Origin of the sequence: Paenibacillus rhizolycopersici (assembly GCF_014947195.2) — a bacterium.
Lineage (GTDB): Bacteria > Bacillota > Bacilli > Paenibacillales > Paenibacillaceae > Fontibacillus > Fontibacillus rhizolycopersici.
Genome location: NZ_JADCNN020000009.1, coordinates 133,699 through 154,411 on the forward strand (window position 1 = coordinate 133,699; position 20,713 = coordinate 154,411).

At 51.1% G+C, this 20,713-nt stretch carries 18 protein-coding genes; 7 read left to right on the plus strand and 11 right to left on the minus strand.

Annotation, left to right across the window (positions count from 1 at the left end):
- Window positions 1-5: 5 nt before the first annotated feature.
- From IM700_RS12075 to thyA, 4 genes are all read right to left on the minus strand, one after another.
- The gene (locus IM700_RS12075) at window positions 6-2,288 is read right to left on the minus strand and encodes a type IA DNA topoisomerase (protein ID WP_193416194.1); all 2,283 of its coding nucleotides are present in this window, start codon (window positions 2,286-2,288) and stop codon (window positions 6-8) included.
- Between the two features lie 133 nt (window positions 2,289-2,421).
- Window positions 2,422-3,909, minus strand: a complete 1,488-nt coding sequence (locus IM700_RS12080) for a glutamate synthase subunit beta (protein WP_193416193.1) — start codon at window positions 3,907-3,909, stop codon at window positions 2,422-2,424.
- Between the two features lie 101 nt (window positions 3,910-4,010).
- Window positions 4,011-4,496, minus strand: coding sequence for a dihydrofolate reductase (locus tag IM700_RS12085; protein WP_418888781.1), 486 nt, complete (start codon window positions 4,494-4,496; stop codon window positions 4,011-4,013).
- Window positions 4,497-4,529: 33 nt separating this feature from the next.
- Window positions 4,530-5,324: a thymidylate synthase gene (gene thyA, locus IM700_RS12090; protein WP_155605900.1), complete on the minus strand. Its 795-nt coding sequence runs from the start codon at window positions 5,322-5,324 to the stop codon at window positions 4,530-4,532.
- A 252-nt stretch (window positions 5,325-5,576) separates the two neighbouring features.
- On the opposite strand from thyA, the gene IM700_RS12095 reads away from it, so the two are divergent.
- Window positions 5,577-6,347, plus strand: coding sequence for a hypothetical protein (locus IM700_RS12095; protein WP_336244899.1), 771 nt, complete (start codon window positions 5,577-5,579; stop codon window positions 6,345-6,347).
- Window positions 6,348-6,362: 15 nt separating this feature from the next.
- Here IM700_RS12095 and IM700_RS12100 read toward each other — a convergent pair whose 3' ends face one another.
- Window positions 6,363-7,298, minus strand: coding sequence for a hypothetical protein (locus tag IM700_RS12100; RefSeq protein WP_193416191.1), 936 nt, complete (start codon window positions 7,296-7,298; stop codon window positions 6,363-6,365).
- A 152-nt stretch (window positions 7,299-7,450) separates the two neighbouring features.
- On the opposite strand from IM700_RS12100, the gene IM700_RS12105 reads away from it, so the two are divergent.
- From IM700_RS12105 to IM700_RS12115, 3 genes are all read left to right on the plus strand, one after another.
- A complete protein-coding gene (locus tag IM700_RS12105; protein WP_155605898.1) occupies window positions 7,451-7,738 on the plus strand; it encodes an ArsR/SmtB family transcription factor in 288 nt (95 codons plus the stop codon).
- A 3-nt stretch (window positions 7,739-7,741) separates the two neighbouring features.
- Window positions 7,742-10,237 carry an FAD-dependent oxidoreductase gene (locus IM700_RS12110; RefSeq protein WP_193416190.1) on the plus strand — a complete coding sequence of 832 codons (2,496 nt, stop codon included), beginning with the start codon at window positions 7,742-7,744 and terminating at the stop codon, window positions 10,235-10,237.
- A 115-nt stretch (window positions 10,238-10,352) separates the two neighbouring features.
- On the plus strand, window positions 10,353-11,171 hold the full coding sequence (locus IM700_RS12115; RefSeq protein ID WP_193416189.1) for a class I SAM-dependent methyltransferase: 819 nt from the start codon (window positions 10,353-10,355) through the stop codon (window positions 11,169-11,171).
- 137 nt (window positions 11,172-11,308) lie between these two features.
- Here IM700_RS12115 and lpdA read toward each other — a convergent pair whose 3' ends face one another.
- The 4 genes from lpdA to pdhA are packed head-to-tail and all read right to left on the minus strand — an operon-like array spanning window position 11,309 to window position 16,477.
- Window positions 11,309-12,724 carry a dihydrolipoyl dehydrogenase gene (gene lpdA / locus IM700_RS12120; protein ID WP_155605895.1) on the minus strand — a complete coding sequence of 472 codons (1,416 nt, stop codon included), beginning with the start codon at window positions 12,722-12,724 and terminating at the stop codon, window positions 11,309-11,311.
- Between the two features lie 3 nt (window positions 12,725-12,727).
- Window positions 12,728-14,350 (minus strand): 2-oxo acid dehydrogenase subunit E2, encoded by a 1,623-nt coding sequence (locus IM700_RS12125; RefSeq protein ID WP_193416188.1) that lies wholly within the window; start codon window positions 14,348-14,350, stop codon window positions 12,728-12,730.
- 29 nt (window positions 14,351-14,379) lie between these two features.
- Window positions 14,380-15,360: an alpha-ketoacid dehydrogenase subunit beta gene (locus IM700_RS12130; protein ID WP_193416187.1), complete on the minus strand. Its 981-nt coding sequence runs from the start codon at window positions 15,358-15,360 to the stop codon at window positions 14,380-14,382.
- 49 nt (window positions 15,361-15,409) lie between these two features.
- Entirely contained in the window at window positions 15,410-16,477 is a 1,068-nt protein-coding gene (gene pdhA / locus IM700_RS12135) for a pyruvate dehydrogenase (acetyl-transferring) E1 component subunit alpha (RefSeq protein WP_155605893.1), read from the minus strand.
- Window positions 16,478-16,735: 258 nt separating this feature from the next.
- On the opposite strand from pdhA, the gene IM700_RS12140 reads away from it, so the two are divergent.
- The gene (locus IM700_RS12140) at window positions 16,736-17,464 is read left to right on the plus strand and encodes an alpha/beta hydrolase (protein ID WP_193416186.1); all 729 of its coding nucleotides are present in this window, start codon (window positions 16,736-16,738) and stop codon (window positions 17,462-17,464) included.
- A 101-nt stretch (window positions 17,465-17,565) separates the two neighbouring features.
- Here IM700_RS12140 and IM700_RS12145 read toward each other — a convergent pair whose 3' ends face one another.
- The gene (locus IM700_RS12145) at window positions 17,566-18,246 is read right to left on the minus strand and encodes a trimeric intracellular cation channel family protein (protein ID WP_193416185.1); all 681 of its coding nucleotides are present in this window, start codon (window positions 18,244-18,246) and stop codon (window positions 17,566-17,568) included.
- A 143-nt stretch (window positions 18,247-18,389) separates the two neighbouring features.
- Between IM700_RS12145 and IM700_RS12150 the strand changes: the two genes are divergently transcribed.
- Entirely contained in the window at window positions 18,390-19,031 is a 642-nt protein-coding gene (locus IM700_RS12150) for a thiamine diphosphokinase (protein ID WP_155605890.1), read from the plus strand.
- 281 nt (window positions 19,032-19,312) lie between these two features.
- On the plus strand, window positions 19,313-19,822 hold the full coding sequence (locus IM700_RS12155; RefSeq protein WP_193416184.1) for a C40 family peptidase: 510 nt from the start codon (window positions 19,313-19,315) through the stop codon (window positions 19,820-19,822).
- Between the two features lie 114 nt (window positions 19,823-19,936).
- Here IM700_RS12155 and IM700_RS12160 read toward each other — a convergent pair whose 3' ends face one another.
- A complete protein-coding gene (locus IM700_RS12160; protein ID WP_193416183.1) occupies window positions 19,937-20,614 on the minus strand; it encodes a response regulator transcription factor in 678 nt (225 codons plus the stop codon).
- Window positions 20,615-20,713: the final 99 nt, after the last annotated feature.

Sequence of the window (20,713 nt, forward strand, 5' to 3'; positions counted from 1 at the left end):
TCATTTCATGTCGGGGTAGGCTCCGCTTCCAGCAATTCCAGCTTGCCTGTCGTCCGATCCGTCAGAGAGATGCGGGCTTTCATCTCACCATCTTCACGTTTGAACGACAACAGCTGCGTTTGCCCTTTCGTCAGCAGAGCGTTCAACATGGCCGGCGAAATCTTCTTGCCTTCAAACTCTTTCCAAATCACAAAACCGCAGCCTTGTTTGTAGTGCGTGCAGCCGTAACCTTTACGGCCTTCGATCAACTGGCCTCCGCAGCCCTCGCGCGGACACGGAGCAAGTGGCTGCATACTGCCTGCCTGTGGTTTAGTAGTAGGCGTGCCTGTGTTGCGCTCGCCCTTCTCAACACCGGTGGCAGCACGGCCGGATTTGCTGTTACCGCTGCCGCTCCGACTTCCGCCGCCGCGTCGGCCTCCTTTGTTCGCCTCCTCCGTTCCAAACATGGAGGCGTCCGCCTTTTGCTGGGTACGCACCTTCTCAATGATCGAAATCGTGAACCGGCGCACGTTATCCATAAACTTTTCCCGAGCTGCTTCACCCTTGGAAATCTGATACAATCGCCGCTCCCATTGGCCGGTCATCTCCGGCGAGGTCAACAGCTCGACGCCGGCGTGCCGAATCAGCTCCACCGCTGTCCGACCTTTTTGCGTGACGGTGATCTTCTTGCCTTGCATCGTAATATATCCCACGTTCTTCAGCCGCTCAATCGTCGCCGCCCGCGTAGCCGGAGTGCCAAGGCCAGCATCCTTCATCGCATCGCGCAGCTCTTCGTTCTCGAGTTGCTTCCCGGCGCTCTCCATCGCTTTCAGTAGCGTACCTTCCGTAAAATGCTTCGGCGGCTGCGTAGCCTTCTCCTTCGCTTCGGCGTCTGTACATTGCACCGGACGGTCCTTGTCGATCTGGAACGGTTCGCTGACCAGATCCTCGGACTCCTCTTCCTCGTCTTTCTTCTTCCCGCGACTGCTCCCGGATTTCGCCCCGTCATCCCCCGGCAAGCACACCTTCCACCCCAGGGCCAGCAGCTCCTTTACGTTCGTCTTAAACGTTTCGCTTTCCACTTCAGTCAGCACCGTATGCTGCTTATATTCGGCTGCCGGATAGAAATGCGATAGGAACCTCCGAATGACAAGATCGTAGACGTTCTGTTCTTCCTTACTTAATGTGCCTGGTCGCCGTAGCGTCGGCAGGATCGCATGGTGATCCTCGACCCGCGTCGGGTTGCACACCGCTTTGTTGCCGACATGCACCAGATTGGGCCGGCCACCTTCAGCCAGTTCCTTGTAACTTGAAGACTTCAGCATGTGAAGCACCTTGTGCATCCCGTCGATATTTTGCTCGGTCACGTAGTTGGAACTCGTCCGCGGATAGGAGATCACCTTATGGCGTTCATAGAGCGCCTGCGCGATGTCCAGCGTCTTCTTGGCAGAGTAGCCGAACTTCGCATTCGCTTCCCGCTGCAGTAAGGTCAGATCGTAGAGCTTGTACGGATACTCCTTCGTCTCTTTAACTTCGTATTCGGTAATCCGCCCTTCCTTGCCGCGGACCTTCTCGGCGATCGCCGCCGCCCTCTCTCCGTCCGTCAGCCGATCGCCTTGCCAGCTGCCCGTGTACTTGCGCGCGTCTTGCTCGAATTCAGCTTTGATTTCGTAGTAAGTCAGCGAATCGAAGTTTTCAATTTCCTTCTGACGGTCGTAGATCAGCGCCAGCACCGGGGTTTGCACGCGGCCAACCGATAACAACTCCCGGTGTTTGGTCGTAAACGCCCGTGTCGCGTTCATCCCGATCAGCCAATCCGCTTCACTGCGCGCTCGTGCGGCCATCGTCAGGTTCTCGAACTCAGACGCGTCATGCAGCTCAGCAAACCCTTTGGCAATGCTCTCGCTGGTCAAGTCGGAAATCCACAGCCGTTTGACGGGCTGAGTTAACTTTAGCTGCTGTTGGATTAGCGCAAAAATATACTGCCCTTCACGCGCGGCGTCGCAGGCATTCACGATCGCGTCGCATCGTATGGCCAGCTCGCCGATCGTTTTTAACTGATCTTTCGTCCGCGGGTTCGGTACGATCTTGAATCGATCCGGCAGAATCGGCAGGTCGCCGAAATTCCAGCGTTTGAATTTTTCGTCATAGGCATCCGGCTCGGCCAGGCCTAGCAAATGACCTATCGCCCAAGTGATGATGTAGCGCTCTCCCTCCAGATAGGACCGGTTGTTCTTTGCTTTCGGCTCAATCACCGCAGCGATAGTCCGTCCCATGTCCGGTTTTTCGGCAATTACGAGCGTTTTCATGCTTAAGCGCCCCTCTTCCTCTGTCTATCAATCTAAAAAAGAGCCGCGCTCCGCGCAGCTCTAGTAAGCTAGTACCTATTATAACATATTGACCCAGGATCGTCCTGCAAAAATCTGCAGACCGAGCAGTGAGTTACGCCAGTACCGTCGAACCCATCAGGTATTTATCTACTTCCCGGGCTGCCTCCCGGCCTTCGTTGATGGCCCAGACAACCAAGCTTTGTCCCCGGCGCATGTCCCCGGCGGCAAACACTTTATCGATATTCGTTTTGAATTGACCGTATTTCGCCTTCACGTTCGTGCGGCGGTCTCTTTCCAGACCCAGTTGGTCGGCCAACGTCGATTCCGGTCCGTCGAAACCGATGGCGATCAAGGCCATTTGCGCCGGAAAGATGCGTTCCGTACCCGGGATCGGTTGATAGATTTTGCGCCCGGTCTCGTCGACGATCCGCTGGATTTGCACAGTGTGCAGTTCCTTCAGGTTGCCGTTCTCGTCGCCGACAAATCGCGTTGTCATGATCGAGAATTCACGCGGATCGGAACCAAACAATGCTTTGGCTTCTTCCTGGGCATAATCGAGCGTGTACACGTTCGGGAATTGCGGCCAAGGGTTGTTAAACGAATCGCGTTCGAGCGGCGCTTTGGCGTGGGTGCCAAACTGCGTAATGCTACTGCAACCATGGCGCAGTGCTGTCGCCACACAGTCAGAGCCGGTGTCGCCGCCGCCGATCACGATGACATCCTTCCCTTCGGCGGACAAATATTGCCCGTCAGTTAGGCCGGTGTCCAGGTAGCTCTTGATCGTACCGTTCAAAAACGGCATCGCATAATGCACCCCGTTCAAATGGCTGCCCTCAATGTTAAATTCCCGAGGTTTCGTAGCCCCGCCGCACAGGACCACGGCGTCGAATTCATCGACGAGCTGCTGGGCTTGGATATCCTTGCCGATCTCCGTATTGGTGACAAATTTAACGCCTTCCGCCGCTAACAGGTCAACACGACGTTGTACAACCGATTTGTCCAGCTTCATTGTTGGAATGCCGTACATTAGGAGGCCGCCGATCCGATCTGAACGTTCGTAGACGGTCACCTCATGGCCCGCTTTATTTAGTTGGGCCGCACAGGCAAGACCCGCCGGTCCGGAGCCGACAACCGCCACTTTACGGCCTGTCCGCTTCTCCGGAAGTTCCGGTACAACCCAGCCTTCCTCGAACCCTTTATCGATAATCGCCTGCTCAATCGTCTTGATGGTCACCGGCTGCCCGATTAGGCCGACCGTACAAGAGCCTTCGCATGGCGCAGGACATACCCGGCCCGTAAATTCCGGAAAGTTGTTCGTTTTGTGCAAACGGTCCAGCGCCTCTTTCCACAAATTGCGGTAAACTAGGTTATTCCATTCCGGAATCAGATTGTGCACCGGGCAGCCCGCCGTTCCTCCAGCCATATCGATTCCCGTATGGCAATACGGTGTGCCGCAATCCATGCAGCGTGCGCCCTGAGTGCGCAGCTCCTCATCCGCCATATGCTTATGAAATTCCTCCCAGTCCTTAACCCGTTCGGACGGACTACGGTCTCCGGGAAGCTCACGTTTGAACTCCATAAATCCTGTTGGTGTAGACATCAAAAAGTTCCCCCATCCGTCATCAGTGTATCTTGATGTTAGCATTCGGGGGAACGGTTATTAATGGATTATTGATATGATAATTTGTACTGATCATCACATCATTTACGACGTTCGTAAGTCAGAAAACGATAATCATAGGGGTTCTTCTCGTCTCGCACCCCTTGTTCTTCATGGACTAATTCAAAGTCTTCCCATAGAAAGTGAGGGAAGAACACGTCCCCTTCAATATCTTCCTCGATCCGGGTTACCAAGAGCCGATCCGCCAGCGGCAGAAAGTGTTGGAACACGCCTGCACCCCCGATAATCATCAGTTCGCCACGTTCCGCGTAAGTTAACGCTTCTTCCACCGAATGCACGACATCTGCTCCCTCCGCCACATAAGAAGCATCCGCCGTAATTACGACGCTATGCCGATTCGGCAACGGTTTGCTGCCCATGGATTCCCAGGTTTTACGGCCCATGACGATGGTTTTCCCCGTTGTCTGTGCCTTAAAGAACTTCAGATCGGCCGGCAACCTCCAAGGAAGTTGATTATTCCGACCGATAGTTCCGTTTCTGGACATCGCCCAGATGAGCGTAATCATCCCCATGCAATACCGACTCCTAACTTGTTGAATTTAAACGGCAACCGTTGCTTTAATCGTTGGATGGAACTGATAATCAACAAATTCGAAATCCTCATACACGTAGTCAAAAATCGAATCTGGTTTGCGTTTGATCACCAGCTTCGGCAACGGATAAGGCTCACGCTCCAATTGGGTTTGCACCTGCTCGACATGATTGTTGTAAATATGCACATCCCCGCCGGACCAAATAAATTCGCCAACCTCAAGATCGCATTGCTGGGCGATCATATGTGTGAGCAATGCGTAACTTGCGATGTTGAATGGCAGACCAAGAAACGTATCCACCGAACGCATCGTCAACATGCAGGACAACTTCCCGTCCGCCACATAAAATTGAAAGACAAAGTGGCATGGCGGCAGTTTCATTTGATCTACCTCGGCCACATTCCATGCGCTGACCAGATGGCGGCGCGAATCGGGATTCTTCTTGATTGCTTCTACGACGGAAGTAATTTGATCGATCTTCCGACCGTCTGGCGCTTCCCAGGAACGCCATTGCGATCCATATACGGGTCCAAGGTCGCCGTTCTCATCCGCCCACTCGTCCCAGATGCGTACGCCATGTTCTTTGAGATAAGCTATATTCGTATCGCCGCGCAAAAACCATAGCAGCTCATGGATTACCGATTTCAAATGGATCCGCTTGGTCGTTACCAGGGGGAAGCCCTCGCTTAAATCGAAGCGAAGCTGACGGCCAAATACAGAGCGCGTCCCGACGCCGGTCCGGTCCTCTTTAGGTGTCCCGTTCTTTAGAACATCCTCCAGCAAATTCAAATAATTTCTCATCGTCTACACCCCGTCACCTTGGTCTATAATCCATCCTATTATATCAGACTTCCGGAGCTTCGTGACAAGAATGCTTGTTCGTATCGCTTCTTGACATCCTTAGTATGGAAGGTTATAGTAAGAGAACCATATCTTAATAGAACAATGCGAGTGAAGCACCTCGCAAGGTAGGCGTCAAAGCCTGTCTTGGAGGTGCTTTTTTTGCGTTGTCATTAGGGGTGGAAACTGAGTTTCGTTAGGAGATGATGGTTCGTGAATTGGAGACAACCGATGAAAATGTCCTTACTTGCGGTAATCATGCTTTCCATGATGTTGGGTGGAAATCGACAGTTGGTTGCAGCTAGCTCTTGGGATGCGGCTTTAGACGGGATCGATGCGGTGTATGACGGTTTGACGGCCGTACAAACGCTGGTGAAGCAGGAGAGTCTTGAAATCTCGGCGCTGCGCAAGAAGAACAACGACGCTTTGTCTGCGTTAAATGCGAAGATCAGAGCGATCGATCAAACGACGGTTACCCGTCTGACCCAGGAAACCGAGGCGCTGCAGCGCAAGCACGCTCCTTTGTTAGAACAATACGCCTCATTGGGCAAACAGGTGACGGCAGCTAAGAAACGCAAGGATAAGAAATCCGCGGATATGCTGGAATTGAAACGTAATCAATTGAAGCCTGCGTCAACATCCGCTTCGGCGGAGATTAAAGCTAAGAAAGAGGCGCTCTCAGCCGCGAAGAAGTCCAAGACCGCCAAAGCGAAAGTCGTTAAAGATGCCCTGGTTCCGGTGCAGACGTTAAAAAAGCGGATCACCGCCGAAAACAAATCCGTCGCCGCCGCGCGAAAACACCTTTCGGCGGCGGATAAACGATACAAAGCCAGCGTGAAGCGAGGCGACGCTATCGTTGCAGCCCTTGAGCTAAAGACAGTTTATGATCAAACCAAAGCCATTCACGCATCTTTAACGAAAGTGTACGAGTGGGAGCGGCAAATCGCCCAAAACGTTACTCTGGCTGCCGCCAAACTCCCTTAAGCGATGTTAATCTGGTCATGGAGACGTGTAGCGTCCGTAACGGGTTTCGAGCTTAACTAAACGTTTCTCCGTACCGTGAAGAAGGAGCGTATTAATTCCTTCCGTCCCATGCCACTCCATACCGATGAGAATTCCCTGCTCAGAGGTTCTGGCCGCAAACAGAAAAGTAAAGTGATGGGGTGCGATCTCCCCTTGGTCATCTACGCGCCAGACACTGTAAGAGTCTTCTGTTGTTGCAGGAAAGTCCAGGACGGCCAAGTTATCGCCCTGTTTTAGAATGATACAAAACAGGTGATCCGGGCCGTCTGGACGAAATAAAGCCAAATCAAGTTCAGCTTCTCCGCCTAGAGTTGCTAACCGCCATAATTGGTGAATGTCTCGGCCTTTTTCTTTCTCAATTTGTTCCCCCAGGTCGGAATCCAATTCCACTTGGCCGTCGAACGTGATCGGAAGCAAAGAATCCAGCGGAATCTGCTCACTCTGAAAGAAATAATAGGTGGCATTGGGTTGTGCCACACCTTCGGTAACGGCAAAGATATGCCCCGGCAAATGCGAGAAATTGGGAGTCGTGTCCCTTCCGGTGTTGGCGTCGTCCCCCTCCTGCCAACCTTCATAGACGACGGAAATCAAGCTCCCTTTCTCGCCAATGGCCTGAGTCATCCCTGATAGCGTTTCCTTAGATATATCCTCTGATCCGCTAACCAACAAGCGTCGTCCATTTTCATCGGCAAAACCAAATACCTGACTCAGACGGTCCACATCAACCTCACCTCCCGGTTCAGAAGGTATGGCAGGATCAGGTGTCTCCATTTCATTTACCTCTCCATTGTCAAGTGGACCGGGTTCGAGTTGAACCGGGGTCTCCCTTTCAATCAGAACTTCTTGATCTTCCCTTTGGATACAGCCGGATAGTGTCAGGATCATCAGCAGAAGTATGCCTGTTTTTCGCACAACGGAAAACCTCCCCATCTTTTGCCTATTCATCTGATTATTGTTGAAATCGCACTGAATTGTAAAGATTGGCAGCAACCTATTTTGCATTTCATATTGCTATATCGTAATATTAGGATATAATGATTATCAGGAAACCGAGGTGAACTTTCATGGATAACAATTTCAAAGCCTATCAGGAAGCTGCGGAAATGTTGAAAGCTCTGGCACATCCGGTACGATTATGCATCGTCCGCGGCTTGCTGGACAAGAAGCAATGCAACGTGACGTACATGCAGGAATGTTTGGAACTGCCGCAATCGACCGTATCCCAGCACCTGCAGAAGCTGCGCAGTTTAGGGATCGTCGAATCCGAACGCAGCGGTTTGGAAGTCAATTATCAGTTGGCGAATGAAAAAGTCATTAAGTTGGTTCGCCATCTGTTCGAGGAGGAACAATAAACGATGAGCAAAAAAGTATTAATTGTCGGCGGTGTTGCCGGCGGTGCCTCTGCGGCCGCCAGACTTCGTCGCTTGGATGAAGAAGCACATATCGTCATGTTCGAACGGGACCCTTATATTTCCTTTGCCAACTGTGGGCTTCCCTACTATATCGGTGATTCGATCAAGGATCGATCAAAACTGCTGGTCCAGACACCGGAAGCAATGCATCGTCGCTTTAACATCGATGTCCGCACCGAGAGCGAAGTAATTGGAATCGATCCTACCAGCAAAACGGCACTAGTCCGCAGCAAAGAGCGCGGCGAATATCGAGAAAGTTATGATGCGGTGATTTTGTCGCCCGGTGCGAAACCCATCCGACCGAATCTCCCTGGCATTGAAAGCAGCCGGATCCATACGCTGCGGAATATTCCGGATACGGACCGTATCAAACGTCGGGTTGTCGAAGAACGCGCTTCTTCCGCCATCGTCATTGGCGGCGGATTTATTGGCGTGGAAATGGCCGAGAACTTGCGAGAAATCGGGCTTGAGGTCACGTTGATCGAAGGCGGTCCGCAAATTCTCGCGCCATTTGACGCCGAGATGTCAGGAGTCCTTGCCAAGGAACTGGAGGATCATGGCGTTAACCTTTTAATGTCGCAGACCGTCACCTCGTTTACAGAACAAGGTAACTACATTAAGGTGCATACTTCGGACGAGCGTGAATTATCGGCTGATATCGTAATTTTGGCGATTGGAGTTACACCGGATACAGCTTTTCTGAAAGAAACCGGCTTGGAACTGGGGCCAAGAGGCCATATTGTTGTAAACGACAAACTGGAAACTAGCATTCCGGATATTTATGCCGTTGGGGATGCGGTTGAAGTCGTTGATTTTGTTAATGGTTCCAAAACAGCAATTCCGCTGGCTGGTCCTGCCAACAAGCAGGGGCGTATCGCTGCGGACAATGTCTGTGGTCTTGGAACCACATATAAAGGCTCGCAAGGCACGTCCATTATCAAAGTCTTTGGTCTTACCGGAGCGGCCACGGGGAACAATGAGAGAACGCTCCAGCGGTTAGGGATCCCTTATCATGTCACGGTGGTTCATCCCAATTCTCATGCTTCTTACTATCCCGGCGCCACCCCCCTATCGATCAAGCTGTTATTTAAGCCTGACGGTACCGTGCTAGGCGCGCAGGCTGTCGGATATGACGGGGTAGATAAACGGATCGATGATATCGCGACGGTGATTCGTTTCCGGGGGACGGTAACGGATTTGACGGAACTGGAATTGGCCTACGCCCCTCCGTACTCTTCAGCAAAGGATCCGGTGAACATGGCCGCTTATACTGCGGAGAACGTATTAAGCGGACGCGTTCGGTTGTTCGTCCCGCAGGATTTGACAACCCGGGACGTGCAAACGACCCAGTTGGTCGATGTTCGTTCTGAGATGGAGCATGCCAACGGACATATCCCTGACTCCCTGCTGATCCCGGTTGACGAATTGCGTGATCGCCTGAATGAACTAGATCGGGACAAGGAGATTTGGGTTTACTGCCAAGTCGGGTTGCGCGGGTATACCGCTTCACGAATTCTGCAGCAAAAAGGCTATAAGGTTCGCAATTTGACCGGAGGTTACAAGCTCTATCAAATGGCTAATTACCAGCCGGGTCGGTCCGATTCCCCAGATTGCCCCGTTGATCGTGTAGCAAAAGCAGAAATCGCCGCAGCTTCGGTAGCTCCGGCAACAAGCCAAGTGTCCGGTGATTCCAAACTGCATGCCGATGCGGAGCTTGATGCTTGCGGTTTGTGCTGCCCCGGTCCACTGATTCAGGTCAAACAATCCATGGATCGTTTGGAAGCCGGACAGGTTCTGCACGTGACCGCCTCTGACCCTGGATTCTATGAGGATGTGCAGGCATGGGCGACCATGTCCAAACACCGTATGCTCCAGGTTACCAAGAATGCGAACGGGATGATCGAAGCCTATATTTGCAAGGAAGACCCGGTCCGGCTTGGCGACACTTCGGTTCAACCGACAACAACACCGGAAGGCTCAACGATGATTGTATTTAGCGGTGACTTGGATAAGGCGATTGCCTCATTTATCATCGCCAATGGCGCCGCGGCCAGCGGCAAGAAAGTGACGTTATTCTTCACCTTCTGGGGGCTGAATATTCTCCGTAAATCGGAGAAGGTCCCCGTCGCCAAAACCTTCATCGGTCGCATGTTCGGTGCGATGATGCCGCGCGGCAGCCATAAGTTGTCTCTCTCCCGCATGAACATGCTTGGGATGGGAGCCAAGATGATTCGTGGCGTGATGAAAAATAACAACGTTTCCTCCCTAGAAGAACTCATGGCCAGTGCCATCAACCAAGGCGTCGAAATCGTCGCCTGCCAAATGTCGATGGATCTGATGGGCATCCGCCAGGAAGAGTTGATCGACGGGGTCAAAATCGGCGGAGTCGGTTACTACTTGGGTAAGGCCGACCAATCGGGAATTAATCTATTCATCTAATTTGTAAAAGGGGTTCTTGGTCGATTTGACCAGGAACCCCTTTTTTTAGCCCAAGCTCATTTTGCTGTATAATCGGTACGAACACCTATCTTTCGAGCGAAAAGGAGATCGACATATGAGTCAACAGGTTAGCCGAAATAACATTGATCGATTCAACGGATTCAGCGAACTCTACGATCAAAACCGCCCCAAGGCGCCGGACGAAGTCATCCGTATTTTATCGATGGTTTTGGGCCGTTCTCCGGAAATAGTTGCGGATGTTGGCTGCGGTACGGGCCTCTCCTCTTTTGCCTGGCTAAATCATGCGAAGCAAATCATTGGGATCGAGCCTAACGACGATATGCGCGCCGTAGCAATGAATCGCTGGCGGGAAAGCAACTGCCCAGCGCAGCTTCAATTCGTCAAGGGTTTGTCCACCGAATTGCCGTTGGAGCCCTCCTCCGTAGATCTCGTCACCTGCTCTCAATCCTTCCATTGGATGGACCCTCAACCAACGCTCCAGGAGTTCGCCAGAGTGCTGCGCCCTGGAGGCATATTTGCTGCTTACGATTGCGATTGGCCGCCGGCCGCCAGCCCTGAGCTCGAGCAGGCATACATACAACTCGTCGATTTCGCCGAAAAACGCGCAAGCGAACTGATCGACAACGACAAAGAAGCGTACAAGTGGCCTAAAGACCAGCATCTGCAGCAAATCCGCAAGAGCGGCCTCTTCCACTATTCACGAGAGATCGTATTTCACCATTGGGAGAGTTGTGACGCCGATCGATATGCGAATCTGGCCCTCAGTCAAGGGGGTTTGCAAACCGCTTTAAAATTAGGGGCGAACGAAATACTTTCTGCTGCTGAGCAATTCCGCGAACAAGTGAATCAAGCTTTCGGGGCTGAAGCTCGCAACATCCTATTCTGTTATCGCATGCGGCTCGGGGTAAAATAACAGCTTTTCGCTTAATCCAACCGAAATAACTTGACCAACCCCGCACAAAAAAAGGGCAAGACCGTGAACACGGCCTTGCCCAATAGACTTAGGAGTTGATCCACTCTTAGGAGGAGTGGGAGATAAAATCGCTAAAATTAGCGAGAAATTACGTGAATAGGATGACCTTCAACCAACTCGGCCGTTTCCATTACGATTTCGCCCAAGGTCGGGTGAGCGTGAATGGTCAACGAGATGTCTTCGAGTGTTGCCCCCATTTCAACCGCAAGGCCCAGCTCAGCGATCAAGTTGGAAGCTTCGATCCCGACGATTTGCGCGCCGAGCACCACGTTGTTATCTGCGTTCGCCACGATCTTGATGAAGCCTTCAGGCTGATTCAAGGAAGTTGCGCGACCATTGCCTGCGAATGGGAACTTGCCGGCTTTGACCTTAAAGCCTTTGTCTTTCGCTTCCGACTCCGTCAGACCTACGCTAGAGCATTCTGGATCCGTAAAGACAACCGCTGGGATTGCTTTGTAATCCACCACGGAAGGAAGTCCTGCGATCGCTTCGGCCGCCACTTTTCCTTCGTAGGAAGCTTTGTGTGCAAGCGCAGGGCCAGCCACGATATCGCCGATCGCAAAGATGTTCGGGTTGCTGGTGCGTCCTTGATGGTCAACTTTGACCAAACCACGGTCAGTCAACTCCACGCCAGCCAGATCCAGACCCAGATCGCCATCAGTGTTTGGACGACGGCCAACGGTCACCAGCAGGTAGTCGGCAGTGACTTCTTTACTTTCGCCGTTCACGGAATATTTCACCGTTACGTTCTTATCGGTTTGTTCCGCGCTTTCGGCTTTAGCGTTCGTTACGATTTCGATGCCGGTCTTCGCCATGTTCTTGGCAACCAGACGGGTCATGTCTTTGTCGAAGCCTGGCAATACGGTATCCATACCTTCGATGATCGTTACTTTGGTGCCAAACTTGGAGAACATTTGGCCAAGCTCAGCGCCGATATAACCGCCGCCGATGACGACAAGGCTGCTCGGAATTTCTTGCAGCTCAAGCGCTTCTGTCGAGGACAAGATGCGTCCGCCAAACGGGAAAGGTTTCAGCTCGATCGGGCGGGAACCGGTAGCCAGAATGCAATGCTTGAAGCGGTAACGCGGCGATTCGTGCTCGTTGAACGCACGAGCTTCGTTTTCGTTGATGAACATCACTTCACCGCTGAAAACTTCGACCTTGTTACCTTTAAGCAAGCCGCCAACGCCTTGAGTCATCTTCTTGACAACGCCGTTCTTGAATTCTTGCGTTTTCTTGAAGTCCACTTTCACGTTCTCTGCCGTAATCCCGAAGGCATCGGCATGTTGAGCGGACTCGTATTGGTGAGCGGCCGAGATCAGCGCTTTGGACGGGATACAACCGCGGTTCAAGCAGACGCCGCCAAGCTCCGATTTGTCAACGATGATCACCTTTTGCCCGAGCTGGGCGGCACGAATGGCCGCCACATATCCGCCGGGACCTGCACCGACAACTAATGTATCAATATCTAGAGAAGCATCTCCTACTACCATTGATTACACCTCCATAACGAGCAGCTCAGGATTCGCGAGCAGCTGTTTGATATAGTTCATAAAGTTTTGCGCCGTCGCGCCGTCGATCAGACGGTGGTCAAAGCTGAGGGACAAAGCCATTACCGGAGCGACAACAATTTCGCCGTTTTTGACAACCGGTTTCTCACTGATCCGGCCGGTTCCAAGGATCGCAACTTCAGGATAGTTGATGATTGGCGTAAAGAACATACCGCCGGCAGAACCGATGTTTGTGATCGAAATCGTGCTGCCTTTCATCTCGTTCGCTGCCAGTTTGCCTTCACGGCCACGGGCTGCCAGGTCCTTAATGGCTTCGGCGATCATCCAAATGCTCTTCCGATCCGCATCTTTGATCACGGGAACGATCAGACCATTATCGGTGTCCGTTGCAATCCCGATGTTATAGAATTTCTTATACACGATCTCGTTGTTCACTTCATCAATCGAAGCATTCAGAGCCGGGAATTGACGGGATGCGGCAACCAAAGCTTTCACGATGAATGGAAGATAAGTAACCTTAATGCCTTTCTTCTCGGCGATCGGTTTCATCCGCGTACGGAAAGCGACCAATTCGGTGACGTCCACTTCGTCCATGATGGTAACATGAGGCGCGGTGTAAGCCGATTTAACCATCGCATTGGAAATCGCTTTGCGAATGCCTTTAAACGGTACGCGTTCTTCTTCGCCGTCCGTAGAAATCGCTGTTGGTGCAGCAGCGGCTGGAGCTTTGGCTGCTGCGGCTGGAGCCGCGGCTTGTGCAGGTGCTGCAGCTTGGGCTGGAGCAGCGGCGGCAGCTCCGCCTTTCTTGAAGTTGTCGACGTCTTCTCTCGTGATTTTCCCGGCTTTCCCTGTACCTGGAACTTGGGACAAATTCACACCTTGTTCACGAGCATATTTACGTACGCTAGGGGTAGCGAGAATCTCACGGTTTGGAGCGACCGGAGCTGCGGCTGCAGCCGGCGCACCAGCAGCGGCCTTAGGTGCGTCATGCGCTTGCTCTGGAGCAGCGGCTTGTTCTGGCACATCGCCTTCTGCATCAATAACAGCTACAACGTCTCCAACGCGGAAGATCGCGCCGTCTTTTCCGAATACTTCAAGAACCGTACCGTTCACCGGACAAGGTACTTCAACGACGGCTTTATCATTTTGCACTTCCATGATGATATCTTCGTCCGTAACCTTATCGCCTGGTTTGATGTGCATTTTGATAATTTCGCCTTCATGCAAACCTTCGCCCAGTTCAGGGAACCGGTATTCGAATTTGGATGAGGAAGCTGCCGCTTGAGGAGCAGGAGCTGCTGCCGGAGCAACCGGAGCGCTTGCCTCTGCAGCTGGAGCCGGAGCTCCTTCTTGTTCGGGAAGATCGCCTTCGGCTTCGATCACGGCTACGACATCGCCTACGCGGAATACGGCGCCGTCTTTACCGAACACTTCTTGTACTACACCATTAACAGGACACGGCACTTCAACGACGGCTTTGTCGTTTTGTACCTCCATGATGATATCTTCATCTGTTACTTTGTCCCCTGGCTTGACATGCATTTTGATGATTTCACCTTCATGCAAGCCTTCGCCCAGTTCAGGGAACCGATATTCAAACTTAGCCACAGGAAAGACCTCCTATTTTGTTCTTCGATTTAGAATTCAAGCACTTTGTTAACGCCCTCGATCACGCGAGCCGGGGACGGTAGCCATTGGTCTTCGATTTGCGCGAACGGATATATGGTATCCGGCGGAGCGATGCGAAGGACAGGAGCTTCAAGGTGCAGAATCGCTTTCTCGTTGATTTGCGCGATGACTTCCGCTGCGATGCCGGCCGATTTTTGCGCTTCTTGAACAATGATGGCGCGATTCGTCTTCTTCACCGAGGCAACAATCGTATCGATGTCCAGCGGCACGAGCGTACGCAGGTCAATGACTTCGGCTTTGATGCCTTTGGTTTTCTCCAATTCTTCCGCTGCTTTAACAGCTGTATGAACCATGAGGCCATAAGCGAGAATCGTTACATCCGAACCTTCACGAACGATGTTGGCTTTACCCAGTTCAACCGTGTATTCTCCTTCAGGAACCTCATCACGGAAGGCATGGTACAGGTTCAAGTGTTCCATAAAGAAGACTGGATCGTTATCGCGAATAGCGGAGATCAACAGTCCCTTCGCGTCGTAAGGGTTCGAAGGAATCACGAGCTTGATCCCTGGGGTTTGGGCGATCAGGCCCTCCAAGGCATCCGTATGCAGCTCGGCTGCTTTAACGCCGCCGCCAAACGGGGTGCGGAATACGACGGGAGCGTGGTAACGTCCGCCGGAACGGTAACGCATCCGGGCTGCTTGTACGAGAATTTGGTCCAAAGCTTCAAAAATAAAACCGACAAACTGGATTTCTGCGATCGGACGGAAACCTTGAATCCCCAGACCTACCGCCATACCACCGATGGCCGATTCCGCCAGCGGCGTATCCATGACGCGTTCTTCCCCGAATTCTTTCTGCAGGCCTTCCGTTACGCGGAACACCCCACCGACATTACCTACGTCTTCGCCGAAAATCAGAACGTTTGGATCGCGTTGCAATTCGACGCGCATGGCGTCGCGAATCGCTTCTTTCATATTCATTTGTGCCATTGCTTGTATCCTCCTCTATAGAACGATCAGACTAGTTTACACGTACGTATTATTGAAAATCGGCCTTTTGCTCTTCCAAGTGCTTCGGTGTTTTTTCGAACATGCTGTCGATCAGGCCTGGAATTGTCATTTTTTCTGTTTGTTCCGCTTTCTTGATTTGCTCGTTGACTTTTGCTTTCGCTTCTTCTTTCACCCGAGCGGTATCTTCTTCGGTCCAAAGACCTTTCTTCTCCAAATATTTAGCCAAGCGAGCGATTGGATCTTTCTCGCCCCATTGTCCTTCTTCTTCCTTCGTCCGGTACTTCGAAGTATCGTCAGACAGGGAGTGCGGACGGAACCGGTAAGTGACCGCTTCGATCAATGTAGCGCCTTCGCCGTTACGAGCGCGTTCAGCAGCTTCCTGCACCGCACTGATGACTGCAAACACGTCCATCCCGTCGATTTTCACGCCGCGGATCCCTGCAGCGACTGCTTTATGAGCGATCGACAAGGCTGCGGTTTGTTTTGCGAACGGTGTGGTGATGGCATAACCGTTATTTTGCACGAAGAAAATAACCGGCAGTTTGAATACTCCAGCGTAGTTCAGCGCTTCGTAGAAATCGCCTTCCGAAGAACCGCCGTCACCGGTATAAGTAATGGCCACTTGTTTTTGCTTCTTGAGCTTGAAGCCCATCGCGATCCCCATCGCGTGCAACACTTGAGCGCCGATAATGATTTGAGGCATAAGTACGTTGACGCCTTCCGGAATTTGTCCGCCGTGTTGATGACCGCGGGAGTACAGGAAAGCTTGATACAGTGGGAGACCATGCCATACGAGCTGCGGCATATCGCGGTAACCCGGGCAAACAAAGTCGTTCTTGTCCAGGGCGAACTCACTGCCTACCATGGTCGCTTCTTGTCCGGACACCGGTGCATAAAATCCGAGGCGGCCTTGGCGACCCAAGTTGATCGCACGTTCGTCCCAGGTACGCGTAAATACCATGCGATACATCAGTTCTTTCAATTGATCGTCGGACAATGCCGGCACTTTATCTTTGTTAACGATTTCACCGTCTGGCGAGAGCACGGTCAAAGCTTGAACTTCTTCCGTGTATACTTCATAAGGAATCTTGCTCATTTTTTTCACCTCGACTGAAAATTTGATTAACTTGTTCCTCTGTTATAGAATTATTATACTCCTGTTTCATTCTAGAAGTCAAAGGAATTAAGGATTATTGTGTTATATATTTATCTTTGTGTATGTAACAGTTTTTCAAAAATAGTATAACACAAACCCATATTGTGGTAAGCTATCGTTATCTCTATTTCATGGTAAATGTTACTTGAATCAACAGGCAAAAGCAAAATCCATCCAACCGGGAGTGTGTGTAGAACCATGACGGATTCGAATTATTTGAAACGAACCATCATTAAAGAGGAAATCCAAAGCCAGTTCTTAGGGGAAAAGCGTTACCTGCGCGTTTACCTTCCACCTGGGTACAACGAAATCCTCAGTTATCCCGTCATTTACTGTCAGGACGGCGAGGAATTCTTCAACTTCGGTCGTATCGCGACGCACGCCAATCGCCTGATTCTGGATGAAGGCCTCGAGCCTTTCATTATTGTAGGCGTGGAGGTGAACGTCGCTGTGCGCACGGAGGAATATGCCCCATTTGGAAACCGATTTGAAGCCTATACGCGCTGTTTCACGGAAGAAATTATTCCCTTTATCGAACGCAATTATCCGGTTCGCTGCGAACCTTCGGAAAGGGTGCTGGCCGGAGATTCATTAGGGGCAACCGTCTCTCTCCATCTCGCTATGAAAAACCCGGAACTGTTTTCCAAAATCATTAGCTTATCCGGCGCTTACTATGAACCTTCCCTGGAAATCCTTGCTCAAGAGACCGATCTTTCCTATTTGTCGCTCTTCATGATTGTGGGACTGCAGGAGGATCATTATACTACCGATACGGGTACCTATAATTTTGTTGAACTGAACCGCAGAGCCAAAGCCCTCCTGGAGGAACGCGGTGCCCAAGTTGCCTACTTCGAGAAGGACGGCAAACATCTATGGGGATTTTGGCAACAAGAGCTCCCGGACGCGATGGTACATTTCTTAAAATAGCGCTTACATGATGTTGTAAAATCAGAGGCTGCCCAACGTAGAACCTACATCTACTAAGGACAGCCTCTCTTGGTGTTTGTTCAATTCGGCCTGACTGTAACTTAAGGTGTCTGATCTTGTACAATGGCCCGCTCGGGAGTTGACTCCGCATCTACTTCCGCTCTGATATAAATGTCTCCTGTTGCCAAAGATCGTCTAGGCAACTTCCATTTATAATGAACAGACAGCATCCGGAAAAAGACCACGGCAACAAACAGCAGAATCAATTCCACCGTCGACCCAAACCATCCCATGCCAATCGCCAGCCCCGCCAGCATGGCCCACACGGCATAGATTTCGTCTCGCAACACCAGCGGCTTACGCCCGGCCAGCAGATCGCGGATAATCCCTCCCCCGATGCCTGTTAGTACCGCCGCAACCAACACCGCGCTCATCGGATGTTTCATCTCCGTCGCGTATAACGCCCCTTGGATGGCAAAAGCCGACAAACCGATCGCATCAAACAAAACCTCCGTCCGCTTCCAGTGGCGAACCCACGGCATCGGAAGCACGAAAGCGACAAACACCGACAATACGGCCAGCAATATCAAATCCCCTTGCGCCCATAATGTCGTAACCGGGACGCCAATCAATACGTTGCGGATAATCCCGCCGCCAAAAGCGGTGACCAAACCCAATACCAGCACGCCAAGAATGTCATATTCCTCTTCCATGGCCACGAACGCGCCGGACATCGCGAAAGCAACTGTCCCGATGATGCTAAAAATATCAAAGATATGCATCTCTTCCGTCCTTCTCTGCCTTTCTCTGTCAGCTTCTTTTATCAATCCCCATTGTAGGCCCACACGGTGAAATTGTGCAACCCTAAAATCTGAATTATACTATTGAAGCAATAGATATTTTTGCGTGAGAGGAAGGAATAGAAATGACCGTGAACCGGGTTCTTATTTTTGCCGGTGGGCGTTTAGATCCGGGAATGCTTCGGGAGGTTCGTCCGAACGATTTTCTGATCGGAGCTGACCGTGGAGCCTTATTTTTGGTTGAGCATGGAATGAAGCCGGATTTGGCGGTAGGCGATTTCGATTCCGTCAGTGAGGAAGAATTGGAACGTATTCGTACATATAGTATTGAGCTTCTAGCTTGCGATCCGGTTGACAAAGATTTAACGGATACGGAACTGGCCTTTGACCATGCCGTACGGAGAAACCCTGCAGAAATCGTGTTAACCGGTGTGATTGGAACCCGCTTGGATCATACGCTTGCCAATCTGCATATGTTGCTTCGTGCAGCAGAACAAGGAATTACCTGTGCCATCTGGGATGAGTATAATTACATCACATTGTGCGGGTCCTTCTCTCAAGTCGAGGATCGCGGATACTCCTATGTCTCCCTGCTCCCGCTTACCCCTGTCGTAACCGGTATTACGCTCGATGGATTCATGTATCCCCTACATAACGCCACTCTCCGAATTGGACAATCCCTGGCTGTAAGCAATCAATTAGTCGCTTCCACCGGAACGGTACATGTCGGCGAGGGGTGGCTGCTGATCATTCAAAGTCGAGACTAACATTTTAATATATTTCATTTTTGTAACCATCTCTGCACCTTTTATGAAATATGAAAAGAAAGAAAAACCCTTGAATTTTCAAGGGTTTTTTACATTCCAATTTTAAAGGAAAATCTCTACATCTTAAAAAAATGTAAACTTTAATGTTATTTTAATAATCGCTGTCAAACCGTTGGGACGCATGGATTTTAGGAGATTATACCATATTTTAGGAGATTACAAATCTGTTATACTTCATTTACGAACCGGTCAAAAAACAATATCTTTGGAGGTACTACTACATGAATAAACGCACCCTTTTCCAAAAAGTATTGACGGTCGGACTTGCGTCCGCCATCGGTTTCAGTACGCTGCTTGCTAGCGGGGCTGAACCTGTACAAGCCCAGTCTGCAACAAGCACCGCCGTTTCTAAAGGATCGCAAGTTGTAAACTACGGTAAGAATTTTTTGGGCACGCCATATAAATTCGGTGCATCCACTTCCACGACCCGAGTATTCGACTGCTCTTCGTTTACGAAATATGTATTCAAAAAGTACGGCGTTACTTTGCCTCGTACGTCCTCAGCGCAAGCGAAAGCGGGTTATGCCGTTTCAAAGTCGAATCTGAAAGCTGGCGATTTGGTGTTCTTCTCCAGCGGCAGCCGGGCTAACGGGAGAAACGTAACGCATGTGGCGATCTACATGGGTAGCGGAAAGATTCTGCACACTTATGGTAAACCAGGTGTAACGATCTCCAATCTGAATTCGGGCAACTGGAAAAGAACTTATCTGAAGGCCCGTCGCGTCCTGTAGTCGGACAAGCCCCCCATACTACTTAATCAAGAAGTCGTTGCATAGATCAATCGATCGCAGCGGCTTTTTGACCTGAAGATAACCTGGCATGCCAATGTCCGGGTTATTTCCTGTTTAACCAAGCATATATCCGGTGCCACGAACGGTATGCAACAGTTTTTTTGTATGACCGCTATCTATTTTTTTGCGCAAATGACGGATATAGACGTCTACCACATTCGTTCCTGTTGCAAAATCATAACCCCACACTTGCTGTAAGAGCATCTCTCGCCCACACACTTTCCCCGCCCGTTTCAACAGAAAAAGCAGCAAATCGAATTCCTTTGGCGTCAACTTGATAGGTTCTCCGTCTCTCCACGCCTTGCGGCTGCGCAGTTCCATTCGCAAATCCTCAAACGACAACTCGGTTAAGGAGCCATCCCCCAATCGTTTGAACAATGAAATCAAATGGCCAATTCGGGCATACAGTTCAGCCATGGGGATTGTAACCTGAACCACGTCGTTAGCTCCCCGGGCAAAACCGGCGACAACCGCCTCCGAGCTCCACTCCTTAAGCAAAAGTAGGATCGGAAACGGAGCAAATCGGCCAATTTCCTCCTGAAGGACAGACGAGGCATCATTCGGCAAATCCGTACCCAGTAGCAGCAGATCCGGAAGGTCCTCTTCCAGCCATCGAAGAACGCCTATTTCGTTCTGCCTCCACCCGATTCGATAACCGGCTTCCTCCAGCCCGGATTTGATACGCTCTCCCTCGGCAGGATCCTCCAACACAAGTATGATGTACCTTTTCATCGCGCGACCACCTTACGCTGCATCTGCTATTTCTTCATTAATAAGATGGTCATTCCTGCGGCAAACCATTCGGTCGTCGCTATACAATCTCGGTTAGGC